Origin of the sequence: Agarivorans aestuarii (assembly GCF_019670125.1) — a bacterium.
Lineage (GTDB): Bacteria > Pseudomonadota > Gammaproteobacteria > Enterobacterales > Celerinatantimonadaceae > Agarivorans > Agarivorans aestuarii.
Genome location: NZ_AP023033.1, coordinates 698,716 through 713,191 on the forward strand (window position 1 = coordinate 698,716; position 14,476 = coordinate 713,191).

6 protein-coding genes, 1 tRNA gene and 3 rRNA genes are annotated in these 14,476 nt (G+C 46.2%); 7 read left to right on the top strand and 3 right to left on the bottom strand.

All coding sequences use genetic code 11. The annotated features are described in order from the left end of the window. Positions 1-234: 234 nt before the first annotated feature. A complete protein-coding gene (rapA, locus tag K5609_RS03285) occupies positions 235-3,153 on the bottom strand; it encodes an RNA polymerase-associated protein RapA (RefSeq protein ID WP_221075941.1) in 2,919 nt (972 codons plus the stop codon). Positions 3,154-3,731: 578 nt separating this feature from the next. On the opposite strand from rapA, the gene K5609_RS03290 reads away from it, so the two are divergent. The 6 genes from K5609_RS03290 (at position 3,732) to K5609_RS03315 (ending at position 10,898) form a co-directional block, all read left to right on the top strand. Next, a 16S ribosomal RNA gene (locus tag K5609_RS03290) occupies positions 3,732-5,271 on the top strand. 106 nt (positions 5,272-5,377) lie between these two features. Beyond that, positions 5,378-5,453 (top strand) — tRNA-Glu (locus K5609_RS03295). A 240-nt stretch (positions 5,454-5,693) separates the two neighbouring features. Beyond that, a 23S ribosomal RNA gene (locus K5609_RS03300) occupies positions 5,694-8,576 on the top strand. Positions 8,577-8,687: 111 nt separating this feature from the next. Then, a 5S ribosomal RNA gene (gene rrf / locus K5609_RS03305) occupies positions 8,688-8,803 on the top strand. The 16S, 23S and 5S rRNA genes sit together here with 1 tRNA gene alongside, the layout of an rRNA operon. Positions 8,804-9,223: 420 nt before the next feature. Continuing rightward, positions 9,224-10,609, top strand: a complete 1,386-nt coding sequence (locus K5609_RS03310; RefSeq protein WP_221075942.1) for a PhoH family protein — start codon at positions 9,224-9,226, stop codon at positions 10,607-10,609. A 10-nt stretch (positions 10,610-10,619) separates the two neighbouring features. Next, a complete protein-coding gene (locus K5609_RS03315; RefSeq protein WP_221075943.1) occupies positions 10,620-10,898 on the top strand; it encodes a PilZ domain-containing protein in 279 nt (92 codons plus the stop codon). On the opposite strand, the gene K5609_RS03320 is transcribed toward K5609_RS03315, so the two are convergent. Both K5609_RS03320 and leuA read right to left on the bottom strand, forming a co-directional pair. Further along, positions 10,882-11,844, bottom strand: a complete 963-nt coding sequence (locus K5609_RS03320; protein ID WP_221075944.1) for a hypothetical protein — start codon at positions 11,842-11,844, stop codon at positions 10,882-10,884. The two genes, K5609_RS03315 and K5609_RS03320, sit on opposite strands and share 17 nt — an antisense overlap. A 22-nt stretch (positions 11,845-11,866) precedes the next feature. Then, a complete protein-coding gene (leuA, locus tag K5609_RS03325) occupies positions 11,867-13,441 on the bottom strand; it encodes a 2-isopropylmalate synthase (RefSeq protein WP_221075945.1) in 1,575 nt (524 codons plus the stop codon). 340 nt (positions 13,442-13,781) lie between these two features. Here leuA and K5609_RS03330 point away from each other — a divergent pair, with 340 nt between their 5' ends. Then, a complete protein-coding gene (locus K5609_RS03330) occupies positions 13,782-14,438 on the top strand; it encodes an NAD(P)H-binding protein (RefSeq protein WP_221075946.1) in 657 nt (218 codons plus the stop codon). Positions 14,439-14,476 lie beyond the last annotated feature (38 nt).

Here is a 14,476-nt window from a genome sequence, read left to right on the forward strand (position 1 = left end):
GAGAAAAATCGTTTTAGACGCGGCAAAGCGTGTGTCGCCTAGTCGTTCTAGGTAAATACGCCTTACCTCAAATTCAACTTAACACGGCATAAAACGATTTTAGCCGAACCCTTCGGGCAGCGTTTGTGGTTCATGTCTACTGCGTTATCTGCTTCTCATGTAGACTAACTACACATTAAAGCCTTTGCCTTGTATCAATAAGCCACAAAAATCAGCTCGAAAGATCAACAGACCCTAATTATGCGATACCAATATTACCCGTAAGGCATCGAGTTTTACTTGGGCTTTTTGCAGATAGTCATCTGCATTGTCACGCAAGCTTCGCAGGGTATCTAATTCATCTTTACGAATGCTTGGATTTACTGCGCTTAGGGCTTCAAGGCGCTCAAGCTCTGCATTTAAACTTTGCTTCATATTGTTACTTGCTTGTTCAACAATACTGCTTAACTGTTGTTGAGCGAGTTCGTTTGCCTGAGCAAGTAAAGGGTGAATCTGGGCTTGAGAAGCACTAATTAACTTGGCTGCTAGGTGGCGATTTACCGCAGAAAGTTGCTGGTTGAATTGTTCAAAATTCACGTTGTCAGACAAATTCCCGCCATTCTTATCCAATAGAATACGTACCGGAGTTGCAGGTAAGTAACGCTCTATTTGGTACTCAGCTGGTGCACTGGTTTCTACTACAAAGATCCCTTCTACAAATAAGCTTCCGACCGGCAGGGCGCGGTTCTTAAGTAGTGCCACCGATGTGGTACCTAAGTCGGCACCTAGTATGGTATCAATACAGCTTTGAATTAGCGGGTGTTCCCAAGACATTAATTGGATTTCATCTCGGCTAAGCGCAGTATCTCTATCATAAGTAATGGTGCAACCGTCTTCAGGCAAACCATTAATCGTTGGCACTAGCATTTGTTCACTAGCATGCAGCACCAGGGCGTTTTCGCCTTTGTCATCTTGATTGATGCCGATGGTGTCGAATAAACGCAGGCTAAAGGTAACAAAGTGTGGGTCTTGCTCAGCGGCTTGTATTTTCTCAATAAGCTCTGCCGCTTTGTTGCCGCCACTTGAATGAATCTCTAATAAACGGTCACGGCCGGCATCCAATTTGGTTTTTACCTCATGGTAGCGTTTAGCTGTGTGTTTGATGAGGGCGTCTAACTCTGCCGCATCCGGGGTGTTTTGACCCAGTAAGCCAGTGAGGGTTTCACCAAACTCGGAAAAAATGGCTGAGCCAGCAGGGCAGGTTTGCTCAAAGGCATTAAGCCCTTCATGGTACCAACGTAATAGCGTTTGCTGAGGTGTGCCTTCTAAATAAGGAACATGAATTTGAATGTCATTTTGTTGGCCAATACGATCTAGTCGGCCGATGCGCTGTTCCAGCAAGTCAGGGTTGGTTGGCAAATCAAATAGCACGATATGATGAGCAAATTGGAAGTTGCGACCTTCCGAACCAATCTCCGAACATACCATTAATTGTGCGCCCGCTTCATCTTGCGCAAAATATGCTGCTGCTTTATCTCGCTCAATTAACGACATATCTTCATGGAATACCGTTCCGCGAATACCTTCACGAGTGCGCACTGCATCTTCGATAGCTAAAGCGGTGGCTGCTTTGGCACAAATTAGTAACACTTTCTTTTGTTTATGAGCCAATAGAAAACCAACTAACCAGTCGATTCGTGGGTCAAATTTGCACCAGCTCGCTTCGCCTTCACTTTCCCCCTCAAACTGTTGATACAACTCTTCAGGGTACATTAGTTGTTTATTGGCGCCAGCTGCACTGCCTTGCATCATTTGTTGCACTTTTAATGCAGTCTGATACTGGCTAGGTAAGCTGAGTGGGTAGCTAGCCAATTGGCGCATCGGAAAGCCTTCAATCGCGCTGCGAGTATTTCTAAATAGTACTCGACCAGTACCGTGGCGATCTAACAAGTGCTGCAATAACTCTTCTCGAGCTTGCTGCTGTTGCTCGTAGCTTGAGCCCGCATCATTAATTAAAGCCAGTAAGGGCTCAATATCGTTTTCACTTAACAGCTCGCTTAGTTGGTTAGCTTGTTCAGTGTTTAATGGGGCGCTGGCTAACAAAGATTGCGCAGCCTCAGCCACCGGTTGATAGTGCTGCTCTTCATCTATAAAAGCTTGATAGTCATAAAAGCGGTCTGGGTCTAGTAGCCTTAAACGCGTAAAGTGACTTTGATGGCCAAGTTGATCGGGTGTTGCGGTAAGCAATAATACCCCAGCTACCTTTTGAGCAAGAGCTTCAATGATCTGGTATTCGCGACTCGGCGTTTCTTCATCCCACTGTAAGTGATGGGCCTCGTCAACGATCATTAAGTCCCAGTCGGCTTCAACTACTTGCTCAAAGCGTTTTTTACTGCCACGCAAAAAACTTAAACTGCACAAAACCAATTGCTCGGTTTCAAAAGGGTTGTCGGCTTCGGCATAGGCTTCCACGCAGCGATCTTCGTCGAACAAGCTAAAGTGCATATTAAAGCGGCGTAGCATTTCAATTAGCCACTGATATTGCAACGCGTCTGGCACTACAATCAGTACACGCTTGGCTAGGCCTGCAATAAGTTGCTGGTGGATGATTAAACCCGCTTCAATGGTTTTACCTAGGCCTACTTCATCAGACAGCAGTACCCGAGGAGAGATGCGGCGGCCAACTTCACTGGCAATGTATAGCTGGTGGGGAATAAGGCTAACCTTGCCACCCATTAAACCTTTTAATTCAGACTGCTGTTGTTCAAAGCGTTTAACTAAGGTTTGGTAACGCACCACAAAGCTGTCGAAGCGATCAACTTGACCTGCAAATAGGCGATCTTGTGGTTTGTTAAATTTAAGGAAGTGACTCAAGAACATTTCGCGCAGCTGAACGGTTTCTTCAGTATCGTGACGAACCCCATGGTAAATAATCAATTCACCAGCTTCTTCTACTTGAGTGATGGTCATTGACCAATCTTCAGTACTGGTTATGTCATCACCAACATTAAATACTACGCGAGTTACAGGTGCTTCCGCCATGGCATAGAAGCGATTCTCGCCGCTAGCAGGGAACAACAGGGTCACCATTCTGCCTTCAATGGCAACCACGGTACCTAAACCTAACTCAGATTCTGAATCACTGATCCAGCGTTGGCCGATAGAAAATGACATCAGCAAGAGACTCCACAGGAAAAAGGGCGGCTATGGTATCCAATACACAGGTGAAGTAAACCCAGTATTACAACAAAACCACCATATATAAGGCTAAGGCGGCAAACGCCATAACAAAGTACTAAAGCTAAACTATAGTTATTGGGCTTAGATCTGGCGAATTCAGTCAAAAAAAGTGCAATTTGTTTGCTATCTGAACACTTAAACGTGTTTCTGTGATTTTCTTCAAAAAACGCTTGCGCCGCGGGAATCGATCCCTATAATGCACCTCCACTGACACGGCACGCAGCGCACTAAAGCGCAGCAAGATTAAGTCAGGGTTAACAAGGCCTAGGGCTGAGTTAGCGGCGCAAAAACTTCTTTTTAATTAATATTAAAAAGCGGTTGACAGCCACAGAGGAAAGCGTAGAATGCGCACCTCGCTTCGGCAACGAAGCAACGCTCTTTAACAATTTATCAAGCAATCTGTGTGAGCACTCACAGGGCCTTAAGCGAAAAAATTAAGCTTAAGTGAACTGGAGTCTTGCACTGTAACAACAGTAATAATTTCAGTTTTTAACTTTGAGCGAAAAAACTTTTGATTGAAGAGTTTGATCATGGCTCAGATTGAACGCTGGCGGCAGGCTTAACACATGCAAGTCGAGCGGTAACAGAAAGTAGCTTGCTACTTTGCTGACGAGCGGCGGACGGGTGAGTAATGCTTGGGAATATGCCTTTACGTGGGGGACAACAGTTGGAAACGACTGCTAATACCGCATAATGTCTTCGGACCAAAGGAGGGGACTCTTCGGAGCCTTTCGCGTATTGATTAGCCCAAGTGGGATTAGCTAGTTGGTGAGGTAATGGCTCACCAAGGCGACGATCCCTAGCTGGTTTGAGAGGATGATCAGCCACACTGGGACTGAGACACGGCCCAGACTCCTACGGGAGGCAGCAGTGGGGAATATTGCACAATGGGCGAAAGCCTGATGCAGCCATGCCGCGTGTGTGAAGAAGGCCTTCGGGTTGTAAAGCACTTTCAGTCGTGAGGAAGGGGTATAGCTTAATACGTTATATCTTTGACGTTAGCGACAGAAGAAGGACCGGCTAACTCCGTGCCAGCAGCCGCGGTAATACGGAGGGTCCGAGCGTTAATCGGAATTACTGGGCGTAAAGCGTACGCAGGCGGCTTGTTAAGCCAGATGTGAAATCCCCGGGCTCAACCTGGGAATGGCATTTGGAACTGGCAAGCTAGAGTTTTGTAGAGGGTGGTAGAATTTCAGGTGTAGCGGTGAAATGCGTAGAGATCTGAAGGAATACCAGTGGCGAAGGCGGCCACCTGGACAAAAACTGACGCTCATGTACGAAAGCGTGGGGAGCAAACAGGATTAGATACCCTGGTAGTCCACGCCGTAAACGATGTCTACTAGTTGTCTGTGAGTTTAACTCGTGGGTAACGCAGCTAACGCATTAAGTAGACCGCCTGGGGAGTACGGCCGCAAGGTTAAAACTCAAATGAATTGACGGTACACAAGCGGTGGAGCATGTGGTTTAATTCGATGCAACGCGAAGAACCTTACCTGCCCTTGACATACTGAGAACTTGGAAGAGATTCCTTGGTGCCTTCGGGAACTCAGATACAGGTGCTGCATGGCTGTCGTCAGCTCGTGTCGTGAGATGTTGGGTTAAGTCCCGCAACGAGCGCAACCCCTATCCTTATTTGCCAGCACGTAATGGTGGGAACTCTAGGGAGACTGCCGGTGATAAACCGGAGGAAGGTGGGGACGACGTCAAGTCATCATGGCCCTTACGGGCAGGGCTACACACGTGCTACAATGGCATGTACAGAGGGATGCGAACTCGCGAGAGCAAGCGGACCCCAAAAAGCATGTCGTAGTCCGGATCGGAGTCTGCAACTCGACTCCGTGAAGTCGGAATCGCTAGTAATCGTAGATCAGAATGCTACGGTGAATACGTTCCCGGGCCTTGTACACACCGCCCGTCACACCATGGGAGTGGGCTGCAAAAGAAGTGGGTAGTTTAACCTTCGGGAGGACGCTCACCACTTTGTGGTTCATGACTGGGGTGAAGTCGTAACAAGGTAGCCCTAGGGGAACCTGGGGCTGGATCACCTCCTTATTATGATGCTTATGTCCTTGTGACGTGTTCACACAGATTGCTTGATGAAAAGATAAAGAGAGAAGTTCTAGTGTGGTGTAGAACCAACGAGAACAGCTAACGCAGTGTCCCGTTCGTCTAGAGGCCTAGGACACCGCCCTTTCACGGCGGTAACACGAGTTCAAATCTCGTACGGGATACCATCTCTCTCTTTGGTTGTAAGAATACAAAGCTAAGCATTAGTTAATACAGTGCTTAGCTTTGGTTTCTAAGAAGCCAATTGCTCTTTAACAATTTGGAAAAGCTGATAAAAATATCTCAAAAATACGAGTTAAATAACAAGTGTTTTTGGTATTCAAAAATAAGGTGATCGTACTCGAATAGCAGGACTTATACAGCCTGACTATTCAAGTGATTTAAGCGACAACATTTAGGTGTTGTATGGTTAAGTGACTAAGCGTATACGGTGGATGCCTTGGCAGTCAGAGGCGATGAAGGACGTGTTAATCTGCGATAAGCCATGTTGAGTCGATAAAGACGTAATAGACATGGATTTCCGAATGGGAAACCCACTGCATTTTATGCAGTATCGTAACGTGAATACATAGCGTTGCGAGGCGAACCCGGGGAACTGAAACATCTAAGTACCCGGAGGAAAAGAAATCAACCGAGATTCTGGTAGTAGCGGCGAGCGAACCCGGATTAGCCCTTAAGCTTTTATGTGATTAGTGGAATGTTCTGGAAAGGACAGCGATACAGGGTGATAGCCCCGTACATGAAAATCTACTTTAAGTGAAATCGAGTAGGACGGCACACGTGATATGTTGTCTGAATATGGGGGACCATCCTCCAAGGCTAAATACTCCTGACTGACCGATAGTGAACCAGTACCGTGAGGGAAAGGCGAAAAGAACCCCCTGAGGGGAGTGAAATAGAACCTGAAACCGTATACGTACAAGCAGTGGGGCCCTTCGTGGGGTGACTGCGTACCTTTGTATAATGGGTCAACGACTTAATTTCAGTAGCAAGGTTAAGCGAATAGCGGAGCCGTAGGGAAACCGAGTGTTAACTGCGCGCATAGTTGCTGGGATTAGACCCGAAACCCGGTGATCTAGCCATGGGCAGGTTGAAGATTGGGTAACACCAATTGGAGGACCGAACCGACTAATGTTGAAAAATTAGCGGATGACTTGTGGCTGGGGGTGAAAGGCCAATCAAACCGGGAGATAGCTGGTTCTCCTCGAAAGCTATTTAGGTAGCGCCTCGGATGAATACTAGTGGGGGTAGAGCACTGTTAAGGCTAGGGGGTCATCCCGACTTACCAACCCTTTGCAAACTCCGAATACCACTAAGTACTATCCGGGAGACACACGGCGGGTGCTAACGTCCGTCGTGGAAAGGGAAACAACCCAGACCGTCAGCTAAGGTCCCAAAGTGTATGTTAAGTGGGAAACGATGTGGGAAGGCTTAGACAGCCAGGATGTTGGCTTAGAAGCAGCCATCATTTAAAGAAAGCGTAATAGCTCACTGGTCGAGTCGGCCTGCGCGGAAGATGTAACGGGGCTAAACATACCACCGAAGCTACGGGAGCATGCTTGCATGCTCGGTAGAGGAGCGTTCTGTAAGCCGTTGAAGGTGAATCGTAAGGTTTGCTGGAGGTATCAGAAGTGCGAATGTTGACATGAGTAACGATAAAGGGGGTGAAAAGCCCCCTCGCCGAAAGACCAAGGTTTCCTGTCCAATGTTAATCAGGGCAGGGTGAGTCGGCCCCTAAGGCGAGACTGAAAAGTGTAGTCGATGGGAAACAGGTTAATATTCCTGTACTTCGTATAATTGCGATGGGAGGACGGAGAAGGCTAGGCCAGCGTGGCGATGGTTGTCCACGTGAAAGGCAGTAGGCGGTAAACTTAGGCAAATCCGGGTTTACATTACGCTGAGAGTTGATGACGAGTGTCTACGGACACGAAGTGGTTGATGCCCTGCTTCCAGGAAAAGTCTCTAAGCTTCAGATTATACGAAACCGTACCCCAAACCGACACAGGTGGTTGGGTAGAGAATACCAAGGCGCTTGAGAGAACTCGGGTGAAGGAACTAGGCAAAATGGTACCGTAACTTCGGGAGAAGGTACGCTCTTGATGGTGATGGGACTTGCTCCCTAAGCTGCTGAGAGTCGCAGATACCAGTTGGCTGCAACTGTTTATTAAAAACACAGCACTGTGCTAAATCGAAAGATGACGTATACGGTGTGACGCCTGCCCGGTGCCGGAAGGTTAATTGATGTGGTTAGTCTTTGGACGAAGCTATTGATCGAAGCCCCGGTAAACGGCGGCCGTAACTATAACGGTCCTAAGGTAGCGAAATTCCTTGTCGGGTAAGTTCCGACCTGCACGAATGGCGTAATGATGGCCAAGCTGTCTCCACCCGAGACTCAGTGAAATTGAAATTGCCGTGAAGATGCGGTGTACCCGCGGCTAGACGGAAAGACCCCGTGAACCTTTACTACAGCTTGACACTGAACATTGACCCTACATGTGTAGGATAGGTGGGAGGCTTTGAAGCGTTGTCGCTAGATGATGTGGAGCCGACCTTGAAATACCACCCTTGTAGTGTTGATGTTCTAACGTTGGTCCCTTATCGGGATTGCGGACAGTGTCTGGTGGGTAGTTTGACTGGGGCGGTCTCCTCCCAAAGAGTAACGGAGGAGCACGAAGGTTGGCTAAGTATGGTCGGACATCATACGGTTAGTGCAATGGCATAAGCCAGCTTAACTGCGAGACAGACACGTCGAGCAGGTACGAAAGTAGGTCATAGTGATCCGGTGGTTCTGTATGGAAGGGCCATCGCTCAACGGATAAAAGGTACTCCGGGGATAACAGGCTGATACCGCCCAAGAGTTCATATCGACGGCGGTGTTTGGCACCTCGATGTCGGCTCATCACATCCTGGGGCTGAAGTCGGTCCCAAGGGTATGGCTGTTCGCCATTTAAAGTGGTACGCGAGCTGGGTTTAGAACGTCGTGAGACAGTTCGGTCCCTATCTGCCGTGGGCGTTTGAGAATTGAGGGGAGCTGCTCCTAGTACGAGAGGACCGGAGTGGACGAACCGCTGGTGTTTGGGTTGTTATGCCAATAGCATTGCCCAGTAGCTACGTTCGGAACTGATAACCGCTGAAAGCATCTAAGCGGGAAGCAGGCCTCGAGATTAATTCTCACTAGGACTTTAAGTCCTCTGAAGGGCCGTTGGAGACTACAACGTTGATAGGCAAGGTGTGTAAGTGCTGTGAGGCATTGAGCTAACTTGTACTAATTACCCGTGAGGCTTAACCATACAACACCTAAAGGGTGTTGCTTATAGATACCTTATTTTTTGACCATGAATACTTGTTAGTACTCGTGAGATATTTTTAGCTTTTTCGAATGTTAAAGACAACAGTTTTTGCCTGGTGGCAATAGCGTTGTGGACCCACCTGATCCCATGCCGAACTCAGAAGTGAAACGCAACTGCGCCGATGATAGTGTGGGGTTTCCCCATGTGAAAGTAGGTCACTGCCAGGCTCTCATTATCAAAAAGGGCTTCCCGATTGGGAAGCCCTTTTTGTTTTTTAGTCTTATCAAAGACCTGCTTTCAAAAGTAGGGCGGAGGTCGCTCGGAAAGGGCGAAGCGCTTTCAGGCCGAAGCGGAAGCAGCTATGCTGCGCACCTGACCACCGCCAGGCTCTCATACTAAGCCCTCGTCATACGACGAGGGCTTTTTTATTGCTTGCGAAGTATTTCTAAACTCAATTCTCATATAGCCCTCCTTTCAGGTAAATCTCTTCATTAAACCAATTTCCTTAATTCTATATTTGATTAATAAAACAGCACTCGGATGGTTAAAGGTATGGAAAAGTTTGTAAAGCCTATCTGGATGAATTAGCCTGAGATTGAACGTTTGCAATACTTCTCACATCGCCTGTTGGCCTATGGAGGGCAAATATGGAAAATAACGCTCCAAGTAAACTGTTCATTCTCGACACTAACGTGCTGCTGCACGAACCCCTCGCAATATACTCTTTCCAAGAACATGACGTCGTTATTCCAATGACTGTCCTAGAAGAATTAGACCGAATTAAAGATAGGCAAAAGGACGTTAGCAGGGATGCTCGAGTCGCGATTCGTTCATTGGAAGACGTATTTGCTTCAGCTTCACCAGAGCAGATTGTTAATGGTGTAGAGCTGAATAATGATGCTGATAACCAAGTGAGTGGTAAGTTATCAATTTTCGCTGACCATACATTGGAAAAGGACCAACAAAATTTTACGGCTGACGAACCGGACAATCGGATCATTAATGCAGCGCTCTATTTACAAAACAAGCATAAGTCTCGTCAGGTCGTGTTGGTTACCAAAGACATTAATATGCGACTGAAAGCTAAAGGAGCAGGCTTAGAACGTGTTGAAGATTACCGTACAGATCAGCTAGTTGATGATATTCGTTTGCTAGCAAAAGGCTTTACTGAGTTAGAAGGCAGCTTTTGGGGCAGAGTAAAAGAGTGTGAGAGTAGCTCTGAAGGTCGTGATACGCACCATGTTATTGATGCCGAAATCCTCGGTCCTTGTTATGTGAATCAATACATTATCGATGACACCGAAAGCTTTGCGGCCCGAGTGGTAAAAAAGGACGAGCAAAATGTAGAGTTGCTCGACTTAGGTTATGAGCGCTTGATGGCGAAACATGCTTGGGGAGTTCACCCTAAAAACATCTATCAGGGCATGGCCTTTGATGCCTTACTTGACCCTAATATTGACTTGGTCATTCTTACTGGCCCGGCTGGTTGTGGTAAAACCTTACTTGCTATGGCAGCAGCACTAGAGATGGTGGTAGAAAAAGGCATCTATGACAAGATTATTGTCACTAGAAATACGCCTGAAATTGCTGAATCTATTGGTTTTTTACCGGGAACTGAAGAAGAGAAAATGGCCCCTTGGTTGGCCGCTATTACCGATACTCTAGAAGTGTTACATAAACACGATGAATCGATGTCTGGCTCTATGAATTACATAATGGAAAAAGCCAATATACAGTTTAAATCGGTAAACTTTATGCGTGGACGCAGTATACAGAACGCATTTGTGTTTTTAGATGAATGTCAAAATTTAACAGCTTCCCAGCTTAAAACCATTATTACTCGCTGCGGCGAAGGAACCAAATTGGTATGCTGTGGTAACTTAGCGCAAATCGACAGTAATTACTTGTCGGCCGTTACCTCTGGCTTAACTTATATAGTAGAGCGTTTTAAAGATTTTGATGGCAGTGCAAATGTGTATTTAAATGGGGTGGTAAGGAGCCGTTTGGCCTCGTTTGCAGAAGAAAAACTATAGAAGGTAGAACATGATTGGAGAAGCAAACAAGCGTGCATTTCATCGCATGCTAATTGATGCAGAGCTGCGAATTGTGGTTGGTCAACAACGCTATGCTGGTTTATGCAAAGACTTAAGCGCAACAGGTATGGGCATTAGTGTTAAAGATGTAAAGCTCGCTATTGGCGATGAAGTTGAAGTAGCTTTGAGTGGTGAAGGTGTTGCGCCTTTTAGCGCCAAAGGTAAAGTTGTTCGTAGTGCTGGAGATGGTGAAATAGACTACGCGGTAGAGTTTACTTCTCTCTCTTAAATTCTGGTGGAACCCAGTCCATTTGTTGATAGGTATATAGACCTGAATGAATGTACTGGGCACTTTCTTTTGCCACCTTTCCTAGCTCGAACAAGGCCGGCCCGGTTGGTTCTAGCAATACATACTGCTTTGCTTTTATCGTTACCGTTTCATCACCCGCTTGTGGTGCTATGCTTACTGCAAGTAGAGCATGATTAGGCACATATATAATGGCAACATCTAAGCGTGGATAGAGAGTCTTCAAGGCGCTAGCTAGCAAAGTTGTTTTGCTGTCACAGTCGCCGACGTTATTTCTAATTACTTGAATAGGGGTGAGAAAGCCCGCTCCCCGCAAACGATCTCTCGAACGTAGTTCACTGTAAGGGATGGATTGAACGAAACTTAATAGGTAGTTGCTTACTTCCCGTTGTTTGGCTTGGCCTTCGAGTTGATCCAAACTGTTATTAAGCCAGCTAAACAAGTACTCAGCACTTTCTTGGGCAAGCCTGTTATGGTCTGGCATTATTCCCATCGCACCATCGGCTGCTTGTTTTTCTATAAAATAGTGTTTAGTTAGGTAGTCTTGGTAATGCTGTTCCACTTCTTTACTGAGCTTTTCTGATAGCTCTTGAATAAACGCTTGATCATTTCCTTGCAGTTGATAACTCAGCTGACCATGTTGAGTATTGAAGCTCACTTTAGCTTGCTTCGGGTCTATTTTTCTCAAGTTAGGCTTGAGCTTAGTTAGTACATATTGCTGAGCTTGCTCTGGGCGATATTGGGTAAATTTGGTGAGTTTATGTGGGTAGTTTAATAGGCTAAAGCTAAGCGCCCGAGTATTGCTTTGGGAGTCTTTCCATAGGTAATTGTAGTTTCCGGCATTTCTTTCAAATCGAAGTTGTTCCGCTTGGGCGGATAATGAAAGGCAACCGGAGATCATGATAAAGCACAATAAAAATCTTTTCATGATGACTCCGGTTGTTTACACGCTAGCCTAATTTAGATTGCTTTTGTTTGGCTACTTGCTCAGCGCGATGAATATGATTAAGCACGTGAACAAAAGCTTTGGCTGATGCTTCAACAATGTCGGTTGCCAAACCCATACCGTGGTATTTACGGCCCTGGTAATTGGCCACAATATCGGCTTTACCTAGAGCGTCTTTAATATCGGTTTTCTCGGCGGTAGCGGTGCCGCCACCCGCTGCCTCGATGGTGTAATCATCAATCTTGATATCGTAACCGGTAATTTTTCGTAAACAACGATAAGCGGCATCAATAGGACCGTTGCCGGTAGAGGCTTCTAGTATAGTGTCCTCGCCAGCTATTAGTTTAACTGTGGCGGTGGAAACAACATCTGAGCCGCTTTGTGCGCTTAAGTATTCTAAACGGTAATGCTCTGACTCATCCTGTAAGTTATTAAAGAACACCAGTGCTTCAAGGTCGTAATCAAATACTTGCCCTTTGCGGTCGGCCAACTCTAGGAAACTGTCGTATAACTCATCTAACTTGTAGTCATCTTCGCTATAACCTAGCTCTTGCATACGGTGCTTGATCACGTGGCGACCTGAACGTGAGGTAAGGTTTAAGCTGTTTTTATTTAAACCAATACTCTCGGGCGTCATAATCTCGTAGGTATTTTCGTTCTTCAGCATGCCATCTTGGTGAATACCTGAAGAATGAGAAAAGGCGTTACTGCCCACAATGGCTTTGTTTGCTTGCACCGGCATATTACACAAGTGGCTTACTAGTTGGCTAGCGCGGTAAATTTCTTGCGATTTAACATTAGTTGTTAAACCACCAAGCTGGTCTTTGCGAGTATTAATGATCATCGCCACTTCTTCTAGTGAACAGTTGCCTGCGCGCTCACCAATACCGTTTAGAGTACATTCAATTTGGCGCGCGCCCTGTTGCACTGCCGAGATAGAGTTAGCTACAGACAAACCTAAGTCGTCGTGGCAATGAACCGATATTACTGCTTGGTCAATATTCGGTACTCGGTTGAATAGGGTTGAGATAATGCCACCAAATTCACTAGGCACGGTATAGCCCACGGTATCTGGAATATTTACGGTAGTTGCACCGGCTTTAATTGCCGCTTCAACCATGCGACACAAGTTATCAATTGGGGTTCGACCGGCATCTTCACAAGAAAATTCAACGTCATTGGTGTAATTGCGTGCGTGTTTTACCGCATTTACCGCCATCTCAAGTACGTCATCAAAGCTGCGCTTTAGCTTGCTTTCAACGTGTACGGTTGAGGTGGAAATAAAGGTATGAATGCGAAAAGCATCAGCTACTTTTAAGGCTTCGGCTGCTACGTCAATATCTTTGGGCAAGGCGCGCGATAGCGCACAAACCGTCGAGTCTTTGATTTCTCGAGCGATGGTTTGCACCGAGTCAAAATCACCAGGTGACGAAATAGGGAAACCCACTTCCATGATGTCTACACCTAAGCGCTCTAAGGCAAAGGCAATTTGCAGCTTTTCTTTTACTGTTAAGCTGGCTGCTAGTGCTTGTTCACCGTCACGTAGGGTGGTATCAAAAATCTTGACTAGGTCAGACATTCATTAATCCTTGTCTATTGTTATTTGTGTTTGCTTCACTGCACAAGTTTACGATTAGGCTTATTATACCAAGGGTACTAAATAACTGATCATTCTATTTGGTTAAAACACTCGACAACTGTCTTAGAATTTTTGATTGTAGAATAACTACTTATCTAAAAATCCCGCCTTATTCTCGAGTGTTTTTCCTGCGCTAGTTCTGGTCACTTACTTAGTGTGATTGGTATTATTATTTTAGGCCTTACTGTGCACAAGTTTTCGGCTAGTTTAACAAGCTCTCGGCAAACTGGCTAACAGCAAATGCAGTACTAAAAATAAACCATAAATGAGGATATGAATATTGACCAAAACGGCCGTTGTAATTGGTGCTACTGGCTTAGTGGGAAGTGCCTTGTTAGAGCAACTTTTAGCAGATGAAAGCTGGGATAAAGTGCGGGTATTTGGCCGTAAACACTCTGGTTTGCAGGCCGCTAAGTTGGAAGAACATATTGTTGATTTTGCCAACATAGAGGACTGGCAGCAGCTGATTCAAGGCCGCAGCTTGTTTATCTGCATTGGTACCACACTCAGCCAAGCAGGCAGTAAAGCGGCTATGCGGGCGATTGATTTAGATCTGCCGCTACGTTTCGCTAACTATGCTAGGCGCAATCAAGTTGAAGATTGTTTACTTATCTCCTCTTTGTTCGCTAATGCCAAGTCTCCTTCCCATTACTTGCGCATAAAAGGGCAGTTAGAACATCAGCTAACTTTCCTTGGCTTTAAACACTTAATGGTGTTTCGCCCCGGGCCATTATTAGGAGAGCGCAAACAGGTGCGCTTTTCTGAGCAGGTGGTGGCCGCGATGCAACCTGTATTCTCTGCCAGCTTGTCACCTTTGCGGCGCTGGCGTGGTATTGAGGCTGAACAATTGGCTGTAACTATGCTTAGGTATGCCAATACGCCGCCGGCTGAAGCGAGCCTAGTTATTCAAGGAGAAGCACTTTTTTCTGCGCGCTGAGTCTATAAACCTCGCAATCTAGCCTTATATTAGGCTCC